The 21,019-nt window shown below is 63.4% G+C and carries 21 protein-coding genes; 14 read left to right on the top strand and 7 right to left on the bottom strand.

What is annotated here, in order from left to right; translation table 11 throughout:
- Positions 1-6 precede the first annotated feature (6 nt).
- Positions 7-384, top strand: coding sequence for a helix-turn-helix domain-containing protein (locus tag ACO054_RS17650; protein ID WP_421707897.1), 378 nt, complete (start codon positions 7-9; stop codon positions 382-384).
- 14 nt (positions 385-398) lie between these two features.
- Here the strand turns inward: ACO054_RS17650 and ACO054_RS17655 are convergent, their stop codons facing one another.
- The 3 genes from ACO054_RS17655 to ACO054_RS17665 all read right to left on the bottom strand — a co-directional run bounded on the left by ACO054_RS17655 (position 399) and on the right by ACO054_RS17665 (position 5,008).
- On the bottom strand, positions 399-2,690 hold the full coding sequence (locus ACO054_RS17655) for an NADP-dependent malic enzyme (RefSeq protein ID WP_421707898.1): 2,292 nt from the start codon (positions 2,688-2,690) through the stop codon (positions 399-401).
- A gap of 152 nt (positions 2,691-2,842) precedes the next feature.
- On the bottom strand, positions 2,843-3,811 hold the full coding sequence (locus tag ACO054_RS17660) for a DMT family transporter (protein WP_421707899.1): 969 nt from the start codon (positions 3,809-3,811) through the stop codon (positions 2,843-2,845).
- 120 nt (positions 3,812-3,931) lie between these two features.
- Positions 3,932-5,008, bottom strand: coding sequence for a polysaccharide deacetylase family protein (locus tag ACO054_RS17665; RefSeq protein ID WP_421707900.1), 1,077 nt, complete (start codon positions 5,006-5,008; stop codon positions 3,932-3,934).
- A 433-nt stretch (positions 5,009-5,441) separates the two neighbouring features.
- Here ACO054_RS17665 and ACO054_RS17670 point away from each other — a divergent pair, with 433 nt between their 5' ends.
- From ACO054_RS17670 to ACO054_RS17700, 7 genes are all read left to right on the top strand, one after another.
- Positions 5,442-6,032, top strand: a complete 591-nt coding sequence (locus tag ACO054_RS17670) for a malonic semialdehyde reductase (protein WP_421707901.1) — start codon at positions 5,442-5,444, stop codon at positions 6,030-6,032.
- Between the two features lie 14 nt (positions 6,033-6,046).
- Positions 6,047-6,826, top strand: a complete 780-nt coding sequence (tsaB, locus tag ACO054_RS17675; protein WP_421707902.1) for a tRNA (adenosine(37)-N6)-threonylcarbamoyltransferase complex dimerization subunit type 1 TsaB — start codon at positions 6,047-6,049, stop codon at positions 6,824-6,826.
- A complete protein-coding gene (gene rimI / locus ACO054_RS17680) occupies positions 6,823-7,284 on the top strand; it encodes a ribosomal protein S18-alanine N-acetyltransferase (RefSeq protein WP_421707903.1) in 462 nt (153 codons plus the stop codon). Before tsaB ends, rimI begins: the two co-directional genes overlap by 4 nt.
- Positions 7,285-7,446: 162 nt before the next feature.
- Entirely contained in the window at positions 7,447-7,857 is a 411-nt protein-coding gene (locus ACO054_RS17685) for a MucR family transcriptional regulator (RefSeq protein ID WP_421707904.1), read from the top strand.
- Positions 7,858-8,032: 175 nt separating this feature from the next.
- Positions 8,033-8,479: a Fur family transcriptional regulator gene (locus tag ACO054_RS17690; RefSeq protein WP_421707905.1), complete on the top strand. Its 447-nt coding sequence runs from the start codon at positions 8,033-8,035 to the stop codon at positions 8,477-8,479.
- Positions 8,476-9,303, top strand: a complete 828-nt coding sequence (locus tag ACO054_RS17695) for a GNAT family N-acetyltransferase (protein ID WP_421707906.1) — start codon at positions 8,476-8,478, stop codon at positions 9,301-9,303. Before ACO054_RS17690 ends, ACO054_RS17695 begins: the two co-directional genes overlap by 4 nt.
- 12 nt (positions 9,304-9,315) lie before the next feature.
- Positions 9,316-10,155 (top strand): lysophospholipid acyltransferase family protein, encoded by an 840-nt coding sequence (locus ACO054_RS17700; protein ID WP_421707907.1) that lies wholly within the window; start codon positions 9,316-9,318, stop codon positions 10,153-10,155.
- Between the two features lie 150 nt (positions 10,156-10,305).
- Here ACO054_RS17700 and ACO054_RS17705 read toward each other — a convergent pair whose 3' ends face one another.
- From ACO054_RS17705 to ACO054_RS17720, 4 genes are all read right to left on the bottom strand, one after another.
- Positions 10,306-11,280 carry a quinone oxidoreductase family protein gene (locus ACO054_RS17705; protein WP_421707908.1) on the bottom strand — a complete coding sequence of 325 codons (975 nt, stop codon included), beginning with the start codon at positions 11,278-11,280 and terminating at the stop codon, positions 10,306-10,308.
- A gap of 99 nt (positions 11,281-11,379) precedes the next feature.
- Positions 11,380-12,075, bottom strand: coding sequence for a dienelactone hydrolase family protein (locus ACO054_RS17710; RefSeq protein ID WP_421707909.1), 696 nt, complete (start codon positions 12,073-12,075; stop codon positions 11,380-11,382).
- A 193-nt stretch (positions 12,076-12,268) separates the two neighbouring features.
- On the bottom strand, positions 12,269-12,757 hold the full coding sequence (locus tag ACO054_RS17715) for a methylated-DNA--[protein]-cysteine S-methyltransferase (protein WP_421707910.1): 489 nt from the start codon (positions 12,755-12,757) through the stop codon (positions 12,269-12,271).
- Positions 12,758-12,781: 24 nt separating this feature from the next.
- On the bottom strand, positions 12,782-14,854 hold the full coding sequence (locus ACO054_RS17720) for a thioredoxin domain-containing protein (RefSeq protein ID WP_421707911.1): 2,073 nt from the start codon (positions 14,852-14,854) through the stop codon (positions 12,782-12,784).
- Between the two features lie 125 nt (positions 14,855-14,979).
- Between ACO054_RS17720 and ACO054_RS17725 the strand changes: the two genes are divergently transcribed.
- From ACO054_RS17725 to ACO054_RS17750, 6 genes are all read left to right on the top strand, one after another.
- Positions 14,980-15,261 (top strand): DUF6489 family protein, encoded by a 282-nt coding sequence (locus tag ACO054_RS17725; RefSeq protein ID WP_421707912.1) that lies wholly within the window; start codon positions 14,980-14,982, stop codon positions 15,259-15,261.
- 43 nt (positions 15,262-15,304) lie between these two features.
- Positions 15,305-15,895 (top strand): nitroreductase family protein, encoded by a 591-nt coding sequence (locus tag ACO054_RS17730; RefSeq protein ID WP_421707913.1) that lies wholly within the window; start codon positions 15,305-15,307, stop codon positions 15,893-15,895.
- A gap of 46 nt (positions 15,896-15,941) precedes the next feature.
- Positions 15,942-17,279 (top strand): tRNA uridine-5-carboxymethylaminomethyl(34) synthesis GTPase MnmE, encoded by a 1,338-nt coding sequence (mnmE, locus tag ACO054_RS17735; RefSeq protein ID WP_421707914.1) that lies wholly within the window; start codon positions 15,942-15,944, stop codon positions 17,277-17,279.
- A gap of 128 nt (positions 17,280-17,407) precedes the next feature.
- Positions 17,408-19,279, top strand: a complete 1,872-nt coding sequence (gene mnmG, locus ACO054_RS17740; protein WP_421707915.1) for a tRNA uridine-5-carboxymethylaminomethyl(34) synthesis enzyme MnmG — start codon at positions 17,408-17,410, stop codon at positions 19,277-19,279.
- Between the two features lie 220 nt (positions 19,280-19,499).
- Positions 19,500-20,132: a 16S rRNA (guanine(527)-N(7))-methyltransferase RsmG gene (rsmG, locus tag ACO054_RS17745; RefSeq protein WP_421707916.1), complete on the top strand. Its 633-nt coding sequence runs from the start codon at positions 19,500-19,502 to the stop codon at positions 20,130-20,132.
- Between the two features lie 26 nt (positions 20,133-20,158).
- The gene (locus ACO054_RS17750; RefSeq protein WP_421710384.1) at positions 20,159-20,971 is read left to right on the top strand and encodes a ParA family protein; all 813 of its coding nucleotides are present in this window, start codon (positions 20,159-20,161) and stop codon (positions 20,969-20,971) included.
- Positions 20,972-21,019 lie beyond the last annotated feature (48 nt).

Raw genomic sequence — 21,019 nt, forward strand, 5'->3', positions numbered from 1 at the left:
TCCCCGATGACCCCCTTCGGTGAATGTCTGCGTCGGCTCCGCCGGCAGCACAAAGTCGCCGCCAAGGACATGGCTTCGGCTCTCGGCGTCAGCCCGGCCTACCTTTCCGCCCTGGAGCACGGAAAGCGGGGACGGCCGAACAGACGCTTCGTCCACCAGGTCTGCCAGTACTTCGGCATCATCTGGGACGACGCGGAGGATCTGCAGCGCCTCGCCGATCTTTCACACCCCCGCGTGGTGGTCGACACGGCCGGTCTCAGTGCGGAGGCGACATTGCTTGCCAACCTGCTGGCCGAGCGGATCGGTGGACTGCCGGCCGAACGGATCGAAGGACTGCTGCAGCTCCTGGATCCCGAACCGGGCGGGCCGGGAGTGACGCGTTAGAGAGTTTATCCCGGTCAGAGAGTTCGGCCGGTGATGGCCTCGTAGCCCGCCAGCGCCGCGGCCGTGACGAGATCGTTGACGGTGGCGCCCATCTGCACGATCTGGGCGGGCTTGGCGACCCCCATCAGCAAGGGACCGATCACTTCGCCGCCGCCCATCTCCTGCACCAGGCGGGTGGCGATATGGGCCGAGTGGAGGGCGGGCATGATCAACACGTTGGCCGGACCGGAAAGACGGCAGAAGGGGTAGAGCTCCTGCATCAATTCGTAGTTCAGCGCCACATTGGCTTGCATCTCTCCGTCGTACTCGAAGTCGACGCCCGCCCCGCCGGCCGCACGGCGATCAAGCACGTCGATGGCCTCGCGCACCCGCACGGCCTTCTCGCGCGGCGGATTCCCGAAATTCGAGAAAGACAGCAGCGCGACGCGCGGCTCATGCCCCATGAGGCGGGCGGCAGCGGCGGTCTGCATGGCGATGTCCGCCAGTTCCTCCGGGCTCGGCAGCTCATGTACCTGAGTATCTGAGACGAAGACCGATCGGCCGCGGTTGACGATGATATTGAGACCGAACACGCGACACCCCGGCTTGGGGTCAAGCGCCCGGCTGATATCCTCGAAGTTGACGTTGAAGGCACGGGTGAGACCGGTCACCATGGCATCGGCTTCACCACAGGCGACCATGCAGGCCGCGAAGACGTTGCGGTTCTGATTGACCATCCGAACGCAGTCGCGAAACAGCAGGCCTCTGCGCTTCAGCCGATTATAGAGAAACTCCGTGTAGCGCTCCCGGTGGTTGGAGACACCTGCGTTGACGATCTCACAGAAGTCGGCAGGCAGGCCGATGGCGGCCGCAGCCTCTTCGATCTGCCCCTGACGGCCGATCAGCACCGGAGTCCCGTAGCCGGAGTTCAGGAAGGCGTAGGCGGCACGGATCGTCTTCTCTTCCTCACCTTCGGCGAAGACGACACGCTGCGGCTGCTCGCGAACCTTGTCGAAGATCCGCTGAAGGCTGGCGGTCGTGGGATCGAGCCGGGCCGAGAGCTGATGGTCGTAGTCCTCGAAGTCCTCGATCGGACTGCGCGCCACACCGCTGTCCATCGCGGCCCGAGCGACCGCCTTGGGCACCTCGACGATCAGCCGGGGATCGAAAGGGGCCGGAATGATGTAGTCGGGCCCGTAGCGCAAACGGCGGCCACGGTAGGCGCGATCCACCTCGTCCGGCACATCCTCGCGCGCCAGCTTGGCCAGAGCTTCGGCGGCCGCGATCTTCATCTCCATGTTGATGGTCGTCGCCCTGACGTCCAACGCGCCACGAAAGATGTAGGGAAAACCCAGAACGTTGTTGACCTGGTTCGGATGGTCCGAGCGTCCGGTCGCCATGATGGCATCGGGCCGAACGGCCTTGACCTCCTCGGGCGTGATCTCGGGATCGGGATTGGCCATGGCGAAGAGGATCGGCTTCTCCCCCATCTTCTCCACCATCTCCTGGGTCACCGCCCCCTTTACCGAGAGGCCAAGGAAGATGTCCGCACCCTCCAGGGCATCTGCGAGGCTGCGCGCCTCGGTCTCGACCGCATGCGCCGATTTCCATTGGTTCATGCCGGTCGTGCGGCCACGGTAGATCACGCCCTTGGTGTCGCAGAGCAGCACGTTTTCCGGCTTCACGCCCATCGCCTTGACCAACTCGGCACAGGCGACGCCGGCCGCACCCGCGCCATTGATCACCACTCGGGTCGCGGCCATCTCGCGGCCCGTCAGATGCAAGGCGTTGATCATGCCGGCCGCCGCGATGATCGCGGTTCCGTGCTGATCGTCATGAAACACTGGAATATCCAGCAGCTCCTTAAGGCGCTCCTCGATCATGAAACACTCGGGTGCCTTGATGTCCTCGAGGTTGATGCCGCCGAAGGAGGGGCCGAGAAAGCGCACGCAGTTCACGAACTCGTCCACATCTTCCGTCGAGACTTCCAGGTCGATGGAGTCGACATCGGCGAAGCGCTTGAACAGAACGGCCTTGCCTTCCATCACGGGCTTGGAGGCGAGGGCGCCCAGATTGCCGAGGCCGAGGACGGCCGTTCCGTTGGAGATGACCGCGACCAGATTGCCGCGGATCGTATAGTCGTAGGCGAGGCTAGGGTCCTCGTGGATGCGCTTGCAGGGCTCGGCGACGCCGGGCGAATAGGCGAGTGACAAATCGCGCTGTGTGGTAACGGGCTTGGTCGGCGCGATCTCGAACTTGCCGGGCCGGCCGGAGGAATGGAAGTCGAGCGCTTCCTGCGCCGTTGTCAGCGCCTTGGTCTCTGTCATGGTCGGAGGACGTCCTTACCCTTGGTGTGCGCCGCGCTCGGGCAAGGTGAGGGATGACGCCGGCGCGGTCTTGGTTGGCGGGCCGCGATGTTAGAAGCCCGGGAAAGAGCGGTCAAAAGGTATAGGGTCGAGAAATCTCGGTTTCGGTCCCTCTAGCTCCTGCGCGCACCCAGCGCCGCAAGCGCGATGCCGCCCAGAATCAGACCGCCACCAATCAGGACCTGAGACGTGAGGACTGCGAGACCGAGCACCATCAGCAGCAAGGTCGAAAGCAGTGGCGTCAGGTAGGCCAGGGTAGAGAGCACCCGACCATCGCCGAAGCGAACGCCGTAGTCCCACAGCAGATTCGCCAACCCCATCGGTCCGATCCCGATCAGGACCATCGCCAGAATAGCCAGGGGCTCGACCTGGAGCAGGGCGTCCGGCGCTCCCGGAGCCCCGATCAGCAAATGCAGACCTGCGGCGACCAGGGCCGCCACGCCGCAGGCGGCGCCGGCGGCGTCCGGCGGCCCGCCAGGGAGTCGGGCCCGCAGAGCGCTGTAGAGGGCGAAGCAACAGGCGGCGAAAAAGGCCAGGAGGTAGCCGAACAGACTGTTGCCCGCTCCGTCCGCAGCAAACCCGGGCGAGACGAACCAGGCCAGTCCCGCAAAGCCGAGAAGGCTGCCGAGAAGCTGCAAAGCGGTCGGACGCGCGATCCCTAGAAGACCGAGCAGGGCGACCATCAGCAGAGGCCAAAGATAGGAGATCAGGTTGACTTGCGCGGCAGGCGCATAGCGCAACGCCGTTACGTAGAGCCCATTGTGCCCGAGGAACCCGACGACCATCAGGCAGAGAACCGGCAGCGGCACGGCCAGCATCTCCAGCGGCGATTGACCGCGGAGTAGGCGGGCAGCGACGAACGCGAGAAAGCCGGAGGCGAAGGCGCCGGCGAGAAAAACCAGCGGCGGAACGGCGCTTCCGAGCACCGCGAAACTCGCCGCCGTCGACCAGATGAGGACGGCCCCGCTGCCGATCAGCGTTGCGGTCCGGACCGTCGGCGGGGCCGGAGAAGGGCTGGGCGGTGCGCCCTGGCCTGCCATCGGCAAGGCGAGCGGCGCGACTGACGCGGCGGCATGAGGCATGACGGAAAGCGTGGACGACGCCTGCCGGCTTTGCAAGCGGAGGCGCGCTAGGTTCTGTTGAGGTTCGTTTTGCGGCCGCAGTGGGATCGCCAAAGAGACCCCACCCAAGGCGATCCTGCTTTACTGCCCCGGCAGATAGAATTGACGGCCCAGCCAGCGCCAGCGGTCGTCCGGTCCGGGCATGGTGCAGTTGATCCGCGTGCGCCCAGGCTGCAGCGGGGCGACGAAGCGCACCTCGACGCGCCGGTCGAGGCGCTGCAGCCGCGCTTCGTTACCTCGGCCGGCATAGCACTGCAGCCCGTCGAGAGAGCCCACCGACTGCGGCACCGTGAAGCCGTAGGCCGGCGGGTTGTTGGCGGACCCGATCAGGGGGTCCTCGGGCGTGATGTCGAGCGCCGGCAACGGCAAGGTCTCCACCACGAGGCTGAAGCGTTCAGGCGTACCGTAGGCCTCGTTGAGCGCGAAACGCGGCAGACGATAGGGATCGCTGGTCTGGCCGATCGCGCCGGAATGCTGTCCGAAGGCAGCGAAGAATCCTTCCGCCGCGATCAGATCACGGACCGCCAAGGAGAACTCGCCGTAGGGATAGGCGAACAGCTCTGGCCGCCCGCCGAGCTCCCGCTCGAAACGGGCATGCGAGCGCATGATCTCCTGGCGGTTCCGCTCCGCCGTTTGCTCGGGCATGTGCGGATGACTGGCCGTCTGGCTGCCGATGGTGACCAGCGGCGATGCCGCAAGCTCACGAAGCTGCGACCAAGTCATGGTACGCGGAGTCTCGCGGTCGACCGTGTCGGTTGCGACGAACAGCGTGAACGGCAGTCCCGCAGCCTTGAGACGCGGCCAAGCCTCGGTCCAGACCGAGAGGTAAGCGTCGTCTATGGAGATCCCGACCGTATGCGGCGGCAGAGGCCGACCTTCGGCCATGGCGGCGACGATCTCGGGCAGCGGCAGAACCTGGTAGCGTCCGGACGTGAGGATCGCCAAATGCGCCTCGAACTGCTCCAGAGTGATGTTGGTGGAGGGATAGTCGCTCTCGCCGAAGCGGTGATAGACCAGCACGACAGCCCCTTGGTCGACCCGATCTGGCGCGAAAGGAGCCGCCGCAAGCGGCCCAACGGCGTCAACGGCGAAGCCCCCGAGCCCGACGGCGACTCCCAGGCCGATCGCCAGGATGCGCCGACGCAAAGAGAGCGCCAAACGGCTCGCGCAGGATGGACGGCGGACTTTCACTGCCAACGCCCGACGGGAAGTCACAGCAAAAGCCGACACAGTTTCCTTCGCCCCCAAAGACGGCTGCTCCGCTTCCTTCCGGCACAGCGAAGCCAGACCTTCGACCATTGCGATTTAGCCATCTGGAACCGGGACCGGCAAGCATGGAAGACACCGGGTCTTCGATCAGGGGAAGCAGCATTCAGCAAGCGCGGTACGGCCCCGGCGGGTTTACCGGCCCGGAAAGACCTTCGCAGGAGACCGCTGTAAGCGCCTGATTTACAAACGCAGCCCCAACTCGGAAGAGCCCGCGAAGTGGTTTCGGCGGCTCGCGCGCTGCTCTAGTCTGGAGCCGGTTGCGTGACCGGTGTAAGGCTGGCTTCACGTAGATTCGGGACACCGCGGAACGGAGACGCACAACGTGACGGATATCTTGAGCGACGATAGTTTGGACCGACTGTTCCGCAATGCGCGAACCCATAACGCTTGGCGCGACGAACCGGTCAGCACCGTCTTGCTTCAGGCCATCTATGACCTCGCGAAGATGGCGCCGACCAGTGCGAATTGCCAACCGATGCGCTTGCTCTTCGTCACGACCCCTGAAGCCAAGGCCCGCCTCAAACCGCATCTCTCGGAGGGCAACCGGGACAAGACCATGGCGGCACCGGTGACGGCGATCGTCGGCCACGACCTGGAATTCTACGAGGAGCTGCCACGGCTGTTTCCTCACACCGATGCGCGCTCCTGGTTCACCGGAGACGATGCGAAAATCGCCGACACCGCGTTTCGCAATGGCTCTCTTCAGGGGGCCTATCTCATGATCGCAGCCCGGGCGTTGGGTCTGGATGTCGGTCCGATGTCGGGGTTCGACAACGCCGGCGTCGACGCCGAGTTCTTTGCGGAGACCTCGATCAAATCGAACTTCCTGTGCAATCTCGGCTACGGCGATCCCGAGAAACTGCACGAGCGCAGTCCGCGACCCGATTTCGACGACTTTTGCCAGATCCTCTGACTCGCGAAGCAAAGATGACTGGACGGATCGTTCTCGCCTTCGATTGCGCGGGTCGAGAGCTGTCCGTCGCGCTCGGTCGGGGTGGGGAGGTTCTAGCAGCCCGCCGGGAAAGGCGACTGCGCGGTCACGGCGAGCGACTGTTCGGGCTGATCCAGGAGGTCTTGAGCGAAGCCGGTCTGAACTATGCCGATCTGGACATGATCGCCGTGACGCGAGGCCCCGGGAGTTTCACCGGCCTGCGTATCGGTCTTGCGGCGGCGCGTGGCTTGGCTCTGGCGGGGGGCCAACCGGTGTTTGCCGCGACGACCTTCGAACTCGCAATGGCTAGCGTGCCTGTCGCCCAGGCTGAGGGCCGGCATATCGTCGCCCTGGTCGATTCCAAACGGCGGGATCTCTTCGTCCAGATCGCGACGCTCGGAAGAGACAAGCGCGGTAGCGAGCCAATAGGGGACCCCTTTGCCGCCGAGCCGGCGCAGCTGGACGACCTGCTGCCGGCCGGGCGCCTTCTGCTCTGCGGGGACGGCGCCGCAGCCGCCGTCGATAGCTTGCAAGCTGCAGGTCGGAGTGTTCTGGTTCCTGCCGAGGCTGCTGGTCTCGACGCCCGTTGGCTGCTCTCGCTGGCAGACGGCGCGGACCGTGAAAAGCTGCCGCCCGTCCGGCCGCTTTATCTGCGACCGCCGGATGTGACGCTGCCGACGCCGTCGGGATCTACGACACGGGGGTCTGAACCGCTCGGGCCAAAGATGTCTGAAACCACCGGCGCAAACGAGGATGGACCCGGAGACGCGGTGTGACCGTCGTGCTTCGGAGCCTGTCCGCGCTCGATCTGCCAGTTCTGGAACAGCTGCACCGCGAGAGCTTTCCCGAGGACCCTTGGTCGGCTCGCTCGTTCGGGGAACTCTTGGCTTTGCCGAACACGGGCGGGCTGCTTGTGCAGGCGAACATGGATCCCCTGGGCTTGCTGCTGTGGCGCGTCATGGCGGACGAGGCTGAGATCCTGACGCTCTGCGTCCGCCCGCCGGCGCGGCGGCGGCATGTGGCCCAAACGCTTCTGGCGAGAGCCATGGACACCTTTCCAAAGGCCGGTGCCCATCGGCTTTTTCTTGAAGTCGCGGAAGATAATGCGGCCGCCCGCGCACTTTACAAAGGTCTTGGTTTTTGTGAGGTGGGACGGCGCCGCGCTTACTACCGGCGCCCCGGCGGCATGAAAACTGATGCACTTTTGCTCGAAGTCATGCTAACGGATGAATGAATCCTTACGGTACATGGGTTCTTTTTCGTTGCAATTTCACCTTGATAGATTCCTTAAAAGCGATGCGGAGAGAATTTCTTCATCTAAAATAATGATCATTGCATGTCTCAATGAAGGGCGATATATGAACGCGAATCCTTACTTATGGAGCAAACATACGCCATGTCAGAACAGGCTAAACCAAGCGAGCTTCTCTCACTAACCGCCAATATCGTAGCCGCTCACGTCCAGAACAACTCTGTGGCAGTTGCCGATCTGCCGCATCTCATCCGTGACGTGTATACGACGCTCTCCAGCGTTGGCGGTCATGCGGAGAAAGAAGCCGAAAAGCCAGTTCCGGCTGTCCCTATCAAGAAATCGATTACGCCGGACTACATCGTTTGCTTGGAGGACGGCAAGCAGCTGAAGATGCTGAAGCGGCATCTGAAGACCGCCTACGACATGACGCCGGAAGAATACCGAGAGAAATGGGGCCTGGCCGCGGACTATCCCATGGTCGCGCCGAACTACGCCAAGCAGCGCAGTAAGCTGGCCAAGGAAATCGGCCTGGGTACGCGCGCCCGTCGCGGCTAAAGGCAGGGCCGACCGCCGGCCGCCCCTCCGTAAAGCTCGATTGAACGGCGTTGCGAGCCTGATGGCTGGCGACGCCGTTCTGCTATTCCTATAGTGCAGAGACGGGAAACGGCCCCGCGTGACCAGCGCGTGGGGCTCAGTGAAGAAAACCCAATGGGGGATGGATCGAAGAGCCATGGCGGATCGAATCGAAAAGCTCTGCAACGACAAAGGGCTGAAGATGACCGAGCAGCGCCGGACAATCGCACGCGTGCTCTCGGAAGCAGATGACCATCCTGATGTCGAGCAAGTCTACCGACGCGCGACCAAACTCGATCCGCGCATCTCGATCGCGACCGTCTACCGGACCGTCAAGCTGTTCGAGGAAGCCAACATCCTAACCCGGCATGATTTCGGCGACGGGCGCGCCCGCTACGAGGAAGCGCCTGCGGAGCATCACGACCACCTGATCGATATGAACAGCGGCCAGGTGATCGAGTTCGTCGATGAGGAGATCGAGCGACTGCAGGAGGCGATCGCCAAGCGCCTCGGCTATCGGCTGATCGATCACAGGCTGGAACTCTACGGTGTCAAGATCGGGCGCCCCAATCCGGACGAGGCGCCTGGAGAACCGACATCGTGAGTGCCGTGCCGGCGGCCCCGACGACTTATGACGGGCGCCCGGTCGATATCCGTTCACGCAACTTTCACCTGCGGCTGGCCGAAACTCCGGAAGAGGTGGCCGCGTCACAGGCCCTGCGCTACCAGGTCTTCGTCGAGGAGATGGCGGCTCAGCCCACGCCGGAACGCGAGATGGAGAAGCGCGAGTTCGATCGCTTCGACCCCTTCTGCGATCACCTTCTGGTTTTCGATACCGATGTCGGCTCTCCGCCAGGCAAAGTGATCGCTACCTATCGCTTCATGCGAAGGGAGGCCGCTGAGCGCGCCGGCGGATTCTATACGGCGACCGAATACGACATCGGGCCCTTGGAAGCCTATCAGGGCGAAGTGATGGAGCTGGGCCGTTCCTGCGTGCATGCCGACTATCGGGCCGGGGCCAACATGCAGCTCGTCTGGCGCGGCATTACCGACTACGTGATGCACTTCGGCGTTGATCTGATGTTTGGCTGCGCCAGCCTGCCCACCGTGGAGCCGAGCGAAGTCTCGGAGCAGCTGACCTACCTCTATCACCACCATCTGGCACCGCCGGCGCTGCGACCGCGTGCCCGTCCTGAGCTGCGGGTCGGCATGGACTGCTTGCCGCCGGAGTCCCTCGACACCAAGGCTGCCTTGCAGGCGCTACCGCCCTTGATCAAAGGATATCTGCGGCTCGGCGGCTTCGTCGGCGACGGGGCCGTCATAGACTCCGACTTCGGCACCACAGACGTCTGCGTCGTGGTCAAGACGGACATGGTCACAGACCGTTATAGGCGCCATCTCACCCGTGAACGGCAGACGGACTCCTAGAGGACGCAGGCGGTGGATTATCCCGGATCCTACATCCTCGCGGTTCGGCGTATCGGTCTTTTCGTCCTTTTGACGCTGATTGCGGTGCCGCTGCAGTGGGTGATGCTGAAATTCGGCCTGGGTCTGCAAAAACGCGTACCGCGCTGGTATCACCGGAGAGTCACCAAGATCCTCGGTATCGAGATCGAAGTTCTTGGACGCCCTTCGACGGCGCACCCGACACTCTACGCCGCGAACCACGCGTCCTACCTGGATATCACGGCTCTCGGCGCAGTCTTGCAGTGCTCCTTCGTGGCAAAGTCGGAGATTGCCGACTGGCCCGGTTTCGGACTTCTGGCGAAACTCCAGCGCTCCGTCTTCGTCGATCGCCGGCGCGGCTCGACCGGCGCTCATCGCGACGAGATGATGCAGCGTCTCGAAGACGGAGACGATCTGGTCCTGTTTCCCGAAGGCACCAGTGCGGACGGAACCTTCGTGTTGCCCTTCAAGTCCGCGCTCTTTTCGGTTGCGGAACGGCGTCCCCATGGCCGGCCGCTCCCCGTTCAACCTGTCTCCATCGCCTACACGCGGCTGGATGGCGTGCCGATCGGTCGCTATCTGCGCCCTTTCTTTGCCTGGTACGGAGACATGGATCTCGGCAGCCACATCCCGCAGGCATTAGGCATGGGCGATCTGACCGTGGTGATCGAATTCCACGATCCGGTGAGCCTGGACGATTTCGGAAGCCGCAAGGCCTTGGCAGCGCACTGCGAAGCGACCGTATCGCGCGGCGTGGCGGCGGCGCTCTCCGGTCGCAATTCCTCTTCGCCGAACGACACCGAGGTCCGCGAGATGGAATCGGCACGGGCCTGACGGCAGTCCGCAGCATCGAGACACTCTAGCGTTCATTTCCAAAGAATTGTCTTTGAAAACTGCCGAAACGATGCGGCTTCAAGTGATGCTGCTCTGCGAGCGGAGTCAGCCTGCCAGAGCAGGCTGAGGCGGCAAGGACGACATGAAAACCTAAACGGTCAGGATTGTACTTCCGGTGGTTTTGCGAGCTTCCAGGTCGCGATGGGCCTGAGCGGCCTCCGCCAGAGGATAGCTTTGGTTGACCTCGATCTTGACGGCGCCCGAACGCACGACTTCGAACAGCTCGTTGGCGCTGGCAACGAGGTCGGCCCGCTTGGCGATATAGGTCATCAGGGTTGGCCTGGTGACGAAGAGCGAGCCCTTGGCCGAGAGAACACCGAGGTTGACGGGCGGAACCGGACCGGAAGCGTTACCGAAGGACACCATGAGACCGAGCGGCGCCAGGCAGTCGAGCGATCCGTCCCAGGTATCCTTTCCGACCGAGTCGTAGACGACCGGCACACCGGCGCCGTCGGTGATCTCCTTGACCCGCTCGACGAAGTTCTCGCGCGTATAGACGATGGGATGGTCGCAACCATGTGCCTTTGCCAGTTCCGCCTTTTGATCGCTGCCGACCGTGCCGATGACGGTGGCACCCAACTCCTTGAGCCATTGGCAGGCAATCAGACCGACGCCCCCGGCGGCGGCATGCAGAAGCACTGTCTCGCCAGCTTTGACGCGGTAAGTCCGGCGGATCAGATACTGAACCGTCATGCCCTGGAGCATCATGGCCGCCGCAGTGGAATCGTCGATCTGCTCCGGTAGCTTCACCAGACGGTCTGCCGGCATCAGCCGCGCCTCGGCGTAGGCGCCGATCGGTGCGCTGGCATAGGCGACCCGGTCGCCTTCCTTCAGGTCCGTCACGCCAGGGCCCACCGCCTCGACCCGTGCGGCCGCCTCCAGACCGAGCCCAGTGGGAAGCTCCAGGGGATAGAGACCGGTGCGATGGTAGACGTCGATGAAATTGAGGCCGACCGCCGTCTGCGCGAGACGGACTTCACCCTCGGCTGGCGCGCCGACCTCGACGTCCGTCCAGCGAAGCTCGTCAGGGCCGCCGGCCCGCTCGATGCGGATCGCGTGGGTCATGCTCTCAGGCCTTCCTTCATATCGGGTTTGTTTTAGACAGCAAAGAAATCAACATCATGTGGTTATTGACTGTATCGACCACACGATGTTGACAAAAGCTCACGCTAGGGTCTCTGCAAAGAGGGCGAGGCTGCGCTGGTTGGCGGTCTCTGCGGCCGCCGCGTCATAGTGCGCACCACCAAACCGCGCGAAGGCATGGTCGTTGCCTTGATAGACATGGGCGGTCACCAGGGGCTGGTCGGCGACGCCTGCCAAGATCTGTTCCTGAGCTTCCTTCGGAACGAACTGGTCCTCGCTGGCGATGTGCAGCAGCAGCGGACTGCTGACCTGCGGGAGCTCGCCAAGCAGCCCCTCGAGCCCGACGCCGTAGTAGCTGACGTTGGCCTCCGCGTCGGATCGGGTCCCCATCAGAAAGGCGAGGCGACCTCCCAGACAATAGCCGACTGTGCCGACCTTTCCGGTGGTTGCCTCATGCGACCGAAGTGCCGAGAGCGTGGCCTTCAGATCCTCGATCCCTTGATCGACGTCGAAGTCCTTCATCAGGGCAAAGGCCTTCTGCCATTCGGCCTCGGTCTTGTCGGTCAGATCGACGCCCGGTTCAAGGCGCCAGAAGATGTCGGGACTGGCTGCGATGTAGCCTTGTTCGGCAAACCAGTCGCAGAGATCGCGCATCACCTGATTGACGCCGAAGATCTCCTGAATGACGACCAGTGCCGGTGCCGGTGTCTTGGCCGGGATGGCCAAGTAAGCACCGAAGGTCCCGCCGTCCGCGGCCGTTATCGAGAGTTCCGCCAAGACTTGCCTCCCCTTTTCTGTGATCCCCGAGTTTTCCGACTTCGGCACGAAGCACGCGCCCTGGGCACACGCTCTGGGCACACGCGCGGGCCGCCGAGCACTCACGCGTTAGTGCACCAACTTAGCCGGGCATCGACCGGCTGTCATGGCCGCTGGCAGAGCCTAAACCCTTGCCGCGCCGGCACAGATCCGCTCACAGCAAGGAAAACTGCTGCATGCCGTGGGTATCTAATCCTTGGGCATCCTCATGGCGGAGCAACCAGGTCTTGGTACTAGCGCCCTGACCGCCGGAAAACCCGCCCAGCCGGCCGCTCGCCGCGACGACGCGATGGCAGGGAATGACGATTGGAATCGGGTTGGAGCCGCAAGCGCCGCCCACCGCGCGAGCCGCCGAACCCAAGTCAGCGGCAAGATCGCCGTAGCTCCGCGTGGCGCCGAAGGGAATGGCCTGCATCGCCCGATAAACCCGTTTCTGAAAGTCGGTTCCCTGCGGTGCCAGTGGTAAATCGAATATATTGAGGTCGCCTGAGAAGTAAGCCTCAATATCTTGTGCCGCACGTCTCAGCAAGTCTGTGGCGTCAGACGACCGACCGGCACCCCAGGTTAAGCTGATCAGCGCGCCGTCGCGCTCGGTCAGGGTCAGCATTCCCACCGGCGACTCGATGACCATGGACGCGGTCATCTCAAGAAAACATGCCGTCTGTGATCATCCTCTGGCCGCCTTGATGGCGTCCTTGAGCTGTTGCGGCTCCACGATCGGGAGAGAACAGGTCGTTCCGCGGCAGAAGTAGGCGGTCGGCCGCCCGTCGATCTGACCTTTCCCATAGGCTGGGTGATGTCGCGGTAACTCCGCATCGGGCGCCAATGTCTGCAACACCAACGTCGGGGCGGATACCTGCCAGCGGCCGCTCAATAATGCCTGCATATTGGGGTCATCATGATCACCAACCACAACAAGTTGTAGGCTATCGAGAAGCAGCTCGCTGCCGAGCAGAAAACTCGCCATCGCGGAGAAGAGCCGTGAAAGCTCACCGGAGAAGGCCCTGATCGTCGCCTCGGCACGATCCCGATAGGCTGTCTCACCGGTCAGATGCCACAGCCGGGCCAGAGCTTGGAGGATCACGCCGTTGCCGGACGGCGTTGCATTGTCGTGCGCGTGCTTCGGCCGAACCAGCAGGCCCTCGGTATCGTCGGCGGTCAGGAAATACCCACCGGTTTCCGGGTCCCAATAATGGTTGTCTAGGATTGCGACCCAAGCCTCCGCCTGCTTCAAGTAGAGCCGCTTGCCAGTGGCCTCGAACAGCGCCAGTGCGGCGTCGGTCATGAAGGCATAGTCATCCAGCGTCGCCGGGTGCTTCAGCCGGCCGTGCCGCCAGGAGTGGCGCAGCCGACCGTCTTCCTGCATCTCCTCGACGACGAACGCGAAGGCCCGCTCCGCGGCGGTCAACCAGTTGTCCTCGCCGAAGACCGGCGCCGCCCGCGCCAGGGCGGCGATCATCAAGCCGTTCCAGTCGGCAAGGACCTTATCGTCCCAACTGGGCCAAGCTCTGTGCCGGCGACGTTCGAAGAGCGTCGCGCGCTGCTCGGCGAGCTTTGCTTCCGTCGCAGCATCACCAAGCTCCAACCGTTGCAAGCGATTGAGAATCGTCTTGCCTTCCCAGTTCCCTTCGTCGGTGATGTCGTACCACTTCGCGAAGAGAGAGGCCTCGGCTCCGAGTGCATCCCTTATCTCGTCAGCATCCCAGACGTAGAACTTACCTTCTTCGCCCTCGCTATCGGCATCGTAGGTGGCGGCAAAGGCACCGGCCGCCGGCCCGTCGGGCAGGGTCGGGGCCAACATCTCACGCAGCAACCAACCGACTGTCTCGCGAGCTCGCTGCGCGAAGAGATCCTGCTTCCAAGCTTCGCTCGCATCCTGAGCGCCCCAGGTGAGCAGATCGAGAATCTGTGCGTTGTCGTAGAGCATCTTCTCGAAGTGCGGCACGAGCCAGGCTTCATCGGTCGCGTAGCGCGCATAGCCGCCGCCCAGGTGGTCGTAGATACCGCCTTGGCTCATATGCAGCAGGGTCAGTTCGACGCCCTGGCGCAAAGGCGCCTGGCCACTGCGCAGCCACCCTTGCCACAGAAGTTTCAGGATCGCAGGCTGCGGGAACTTCGGCGCATCCCCCAAGCCGCCGTGGAAGGGGTCGATTTGGCGTGCGAGGCGCTGCGCCGCCTGCAGGCCCGCCTCGGGCAGCACCTGGCCACCGGTCTCCGGCCGCGACAGCTTGCCGAGCGCCTCCTTGAGGGCCACGACGTTCTTGTCGATATCCTCCGGCTTTTCCTCGTAGACTGCGGCGATTCGCTCCAGAATCTCGGAGAACCCCGGGCGTCCCCAACGCGCATAGGGCGGGAAGTAGGTGCCGCCCCAGAAAGGCGCGCCCTCGGGTGTCAGGAACATGGTCAGCGGCCAGCCACCCTGCTGGTTCATCAGAGCCAAGGCCTGTTGATAGATCTGATCGACGTCCGGCCGCTCCTCGCGATCCACCTTCACGTTGACGAACAGCCGGTTCATCAGGCCGGCGATATCGCCACTTTCGAAAGATTCATGCGCCATCACATGGCACCAGTGACAGGCGGCATAGCCGACCGACAGCAGGATCGGCTTACCGTCGGCCTTGGCCTTGGCGAAAGCGGCCTCGCCCCAGGGATACCAATCGACGGGATTGTCTGCATGCTGCAGAAGGTAGGGGCTCGTTTCGGCGACGAGACGGTTGCTGCTGGCTTGGCTGTCAGGCATCGGCGGTGCTCCCCTGCAGCGCGCCTCCGCCGGGATGGTTGGGATAGCGCTGATCGCTGCTGCATTCTATATGAGGGTCAGCTGGGGGCGGCCTCAACCCCACGCGGACTAAGGGAAAGCGCGCCATGAAGATCCACGTCGACGTCGACTGCACCCCGGACGAGGCACGCCGCTTCCTTGGTCTGCCGGACGTCACACCGATGCAGACGGCCGTCATGGAGGAACTGCAGAACCGCATGCTGGCAGGTCTGCAGGCGATGGACCCCGAACAGCTGATGCAGACCTGGATGCAAGGCGTTCTTCCGGCCGGCCTGCAGTCCTGGGATCAGATGCAAAAGGCCTTCTGGGCTCAGATGAGCGGCATGGCGGCCGCCGGCGAGCCGGGCAAAGAGGAACCAAAGAGCTAGCAGTCAAAAGGGCGAGGGGCGAAAACGAGAAGTGGAGAAGAGCATGGAGCCGATCATGGAGGCGCTTCTGCGCCGGCAGTCGACCAAGGCGACGACTCTGGTCGAGCCAGCGCCAAGCGATGCGGAGTTGGAACCGGTCTTCGCCACTGCGGTCCGGGCGCCCGACCACGGGGCGATTCGGCCCTACCGCTTCCGAACGATTCGCGGCTCCGCGCGCGAGGAACTGGGCGCTGTCTTCGCCGAGGGCCTGAAGCGTCGCAAGCCCGACGCGACACAAGAAGATCTGACGGCCCTAGCGGCTAAACCGCTGCGCAGCCCCTTGATCATCGCCGTAATGGCGAAGGTGATGCCCGATCACCCCAAGGTGCCGCCCGTCGAACAGGTGATCACGGCGGGCATGGCCGCTCAGAACATCTTGCTGGCACTAGAGGCGCTGGGCTACGGCGCCGTTTTCCTGTCTGGCGCCCCCACCCTCGACCCGCATGTTAAGCGGGCTTTCGGCCTCGAGGATAAGGACACCCTTCTGGGCTTTCTCTACGTCGGCACGCCCAGCGAGGAACGGCGCGAGAAAAAGCGCCCGGACGCCTCCGCCTTCGTTGCCGCTTGGGAGCCTCCGGCCACCGTGGATGCGTGAGAAATGCGGTAATCCCTCGGTTCCGGCGATCCTTTAGGCCCATTTCATGAGCGAGACGATCTTCGCCCCCTCCAGCGGTGCCGGGCGGGCAGGGGTGTCCGTGCTTCGAATCTCCGGATCCCAGGCCTCGACGGCACTGCAAAGCCTGACTGGCCAGTTGCCGCCAACGCCCCGGCGGGCAACGCTCGCCGCACTGCACGACCCCGATAGTGGCGAACTGCTGGATCGCGGTCTGGTTCTCTGGTTTCCGGGTCCGGCCAGCTTTACCGGTGAAGACGTGGTGGAGCTTCACCTGCATGGAGGCCGCGCGGTTGTCTCTTCCGTACTGGATGCTCTGGGGCGTCTGCCGGACTGCGTGCCCGCCGAACCGGGTGCTTTCACCCGGCGCGCTTTCGATGCAGGCAAGCTCGATCTGGCCGAGGTGGAAGGTCTGGCGGATCTGATTACCGCCGAAACGGCGGCCCAGAGGCGGCAAGCCCTGCGGCAACTGGATGGCGGCCTCTCGAAGCGGATCGAGCAGTGGCAGGCCCGCCTGGCGCGCCAGCTCGCTCATCTGGAGGCGACAATCGACTTCCCGGACGAGGAGCTTCCGACAGACCTCGAAATGGCGGCCCTTAACGATATCTCGTCTATCCGAAGTGAAATGCGTCAAGATCTAGGGTCAGCTGACATAGGCGAGCGTCTGCGGGAAGGTTTGGAAATCGCGATTCTCGGTCCCCCGAACGCTGGTAAATCCAGTCTCCTGAACAGTCTGGCCAAACGCGAAGTCGCCATCGTCGCCGAAACGGCAGGGACCACGCGGGACGTCGTAGAGGTACGCCTCGATCTTCAGGGCTACCCCGTCACGCTTGCAGATACCGCGGGCCTGCGCGGCGCGCAGAGCGAGGCGCTCGATCCGGTCGAGGCGGAGGGAATCCGCCGTAGTCTGGAGCGCGCGCAGTCCGCAGACTTCAAACTCTTGGTTTTCGATGCGACCCTGCGGCCCGAGCTCGACATCTTATCGCTTGCCGACGCAAACACCCTGATCTGTTGGAACAAGGTGGACCTGGCAGAGGTTGACCCTCCGACCATTGCGAACCATACCGCTCTGCCGCTTTCGGCCATGACGGGCAAAGGGTTGCCCGAGCTGATCGACGCCCTGAGCAACGCCGTTGTGCAACGCTTCTCCGAAGTTGGGTCCGAGCCGGTTCTAACCCGAGCCCGACATCGACGGGCCATTGAGGAGGCCTCGGCTGCTTTGGATCGTGTCGCGACCCAGAGTTTGCCCGAACTTTCTGCCGAAGATCTGCGGATCGCGTTACGCGCTTTGGGGCGCGTGGTGGGACGCGTCGATGTCGAGGATCTGCTGGACGTGATTTTCCGGGAATTCTGCATCGGCAAGTAGGGCGCTGTTTCACGTGAAACAGGCGTGTCAGCCCAGAGCTGTAAAAGACTTAGCGAGAACCGCTGTTTCAGCCATTTCGGCTGCGCTCGATCCTTGACCCAGTGTTCCGCGAGCCGCATCTTTCGGCCATGCGGAAAACCGACGTTATCGTTGTGGGGGGAGGGCATGCCGGCTGCGAAGCGGCAGCCGCGGCCGCTCGGCTTGGTGCAAAGACCCTGCTGATCACCCACAAGCATGCGACCATCGGTGCGATGTCATGCAACCCGGCCATCGGCGGACTGGGTAAAGGACACTTGGTCCGCGAGATCGACGCCCTGGACGGCATCATGGGTCGTGCGATTGATCGTGCCGGCATCCAGTTTCGTCTGCTCAACCGTCGGAAAGGCCCAGCCGTTCGCGGTCCCCGGGCACAGGCCGACCGCAAACTCTATCTCGAAGCCATTCAGTCGATCCTGGCCGACCAGCCGGACCTGGAGATCTACGAGGCCGAAGTCGCCGACCTTCGTTTCGATGGAGAAGCGCGTGTTTCAGGAGTCGTCACGGCCAACGGCGAAGAGATCGCGGCGGCCGCCGTTGTCCTGACCACCGGCACCTTTCTTCGTGGTCTGATCCACCGTGGCGAGACTCGCATTCCAGCCGGCCGGGTGGGGGAAGCCCCCGCTATCGGGCTGTCGCGAACACTCGACCGCAGCGGCTTCTCCCTCGGCCGTTTGAAAACCGGCACGCCCCCGAGGCTCGACGGTCGTACGATCGATTGGGCGAAGCTGGAGGTTCAGCCGGGCGACGAACCGCCGGAGCCTTTCTCCTATCTGACGGATCGAATCACGGTCCCACAGATCCCCTGCCACATCACCTATACCAACCCGCAGGGGCATGCCCTCATTCAGGAAAACATCCATCGGGCACCGATCTATTCCGGCCAGATTGAATCGACAGGGCCGCGCTATTGTCCCTCGATCGAAGACAAGGTGGTGCGCTTTGCCGACCGCAGCCGGCATCAGATCTTCTTAGAGCCCGAAGGACTGGACGACCACACCGTCTACCCGAACGGAATCTCGACTTCCTTGCCTGAGGAGGTACAGGACGCCTTCCTCAAGACCATTCCTGGCCTGGAACGAGCCAAGGTTCTGCAGTACGGCTATGCGATTGAGTACGACTACGTCGATCCGCGAGAGCTCACCACGGCGCTCGAAACCCGGCGGCTGCCGGGCCTTTACCTCGCCGGCCAGATCAACGGTACCACCGGCTACGAGGAAGCGGCAGCTCAGGGCCTGATTGCCGGACTGAACGCGGCGCTGGCAGCGGGAGGGCGCTCGCAGCCTTGGAGTCTTGACCGGGCCGACGCCTATATCGGCGTGCTAATTGACGACCTGGTGACCCGGGGCGTGACCGAGCCCTATCGGATGTTCACCAGCCGCGCCGAATACAGGCTGCGGCTACGGGCCGATAACGCAGATCAGCGACTGACGCCGAAGGCTCTTGAACTCGGTTGCGCAAGCAGACAGCGCGAGACAGCTTTCAAAGCCAAAATGGGGGCTCTGGAGTCTGCGCGCTCATTGGTCCACTCCCTCACCGCCACACCGGATCAACTGGCGAAAGCCGGCTTTACGATCAATCAGGACGGCGTCAGACGCAACGCGTTCGATCTTCTGCGCTACCCCGATATCGCTCTGCCTCAGCTTGCGAGTTATTGGCCCGAACTGACACAGATCGCCCCCGAGGTTGCGGAGCAGGTCGAGATCGAGGCCCGCTACATGGGCTATCTCGACCGCCAGGACGCCGACGTTCGTGCCTTCCGCAGAGATGAGGCTTTGATACTGCCTGACGACTTGGACTACGGGGCAATCCACGGCCTTTCCAACGAGGTTAGAGAGAAGCTTCTCGCCGCACGCCCGGCGACGCTCGGCGCAGCAGGCCGCATTCCCGGCATGACGCCGGCTGCCCTGGTCGCCCTGCTCCGCCATGTGAAGCGGAAGCCGGTAGGCGCAGCGGTGGCATGAAGCGGGCCACTCCCTAGAGCGCGGAAGATCTTTTCCAGGCCTGTTTCACGTGAAACACAGGGTTTCGGCGGCATGAGCCGGCAACGCGGCGTCAGTTACCTCCATCAAAGCCGGAGTGTGGCGTCTAAACTACAACGGCCCCCATCTTCCCCACTGTTCACAGCGGCCCAACCGAACCCTGCGCCTTGCTGCTGGGCGGCAAGGCGCGTAAGAGAGGGGAATGATCGTTGCCCAGTCGGAAAACATCTACGGAGCGGCAGAGTTCCAAGCTGAAACGGGTGTTTCACGTGAAACGCTGGCGCGATTGGAGCTCTATGCCGAGCTGCTGATCAAGTGGAACCAGGCAATCAACCTGGTCGGACCGGCCACTCTGCCCGATCTTTGGCGCCGTCATATGCTCGACTCTGCGCAGTTGCTACGGCTCTTGCCGGAGAAACCCGATCTCAGCGTGGCAGATCTCGGCAGCGGTGCCGGTTTTCCAGGTTTGGTCCTGGCGCTCTGCGGTGTCGGAGAGCTTCATCTCGTCGAGGCCGATCAGAAGAAGGCGACCTTCCTGCGCCAAGTTCTTCGGGAAACCGGGGCCACGGCGGAGATTCACTGTTGCCGCATCGAGGCCCTAGGTGACTTGCAGGTCGACCTTGTGACGGCCCGCGCTCTGGCACCTCTGTCCGATCTCGTCACCTACGCAGCACCGCTTCTGAAAGCCGATGGTTGCTGCCTCTTCCTCAAGGGCAGGGGGGTTGAAGACGAATTGACCCTCTTGCCAAAGACCCTTCAAGATAGATGCATTCGCGTCCCGAGTCGAAGCGACCCTTCCGGATGCATCCTACGGCTAGAGGGACCCCTGCCGTGAACCTACAAGATATCGAGAACCTCACCATGAGAGCGCCGCACTCCGGGCCACGCGTTCTCGCGATTGCCAATCAGAAGGGCGGGGTCGGTAAGACCACCACCGCGGTCAATCTCGCCACCGCCCTTGCGGCCTGTGGCAAGCGGGTTCTGATCATCGATCTGGATCCGCAGGGCAACGCCTCGACCGGTGTCGGCCTGGATTGGCGACGTCGCGGCCCGACAGTCTATGAGGCCTTGCTGGGCACGACCGCCTTGAAGGACTGCGTCGTCGAGACGCCGGTGCCGAACATGGCGATCGTGCCGTCCTCCGTCGACCTGTCGGGCGCGGAGATCGAGTTGGTGGCCGCCGAACGCAGGGACACCCGGCTGCAGAGCGCTCTGCAGCAGGAGAGGGACCGCTGGGACTACGTTCTCATCGACTGCCCGCCGGCCCTCGGCATTCTGACTGTCAACGCGCTGGTCGCGGCCGATGCGGTTCTCGTGCCTCTGCAGGCCGAGTTTTACGCCCTCGAAGGTCTCAGCCATCTGCTGCGCACGATCGAGCGCGTCCGCCGCGCGCTCAATCCGTCGCTGACCCTTCAAGGGGTCGTGCTGACCATGTACGACCGCCGCAACAACCTCTGCGATCTGGTTGCAAAGGATGTGCGCAGCTACCTCGGCGACCGCGTCTACAGGACGGTTATTCCGCGCAACGTCCGGGTCTCGGAAGCACCGAGCCACGGCAAACCCGTTCTGCTCTATGATCTCAACTGCGCCGGCGCTCAGGCTTATGTCCATCTTGCCGGCGAACTGCTGCGCCGCGAGGAGGGCGACGAAGCAACGACGGCACTGGCCTCCTGAGAACCGAAGTGCAAACCGGGGCCAGGAAACAGGGCCAAGACAGTGGAT

The sequence above is a fragment of the Algihabitans sp. genome, from assembly GCF_965226985.1.
Lineage (GTDB): Bacteria > Pseudomonadota > Alphaproteobacteria > Kiloniellales > DSM-21159 > Algihabitans.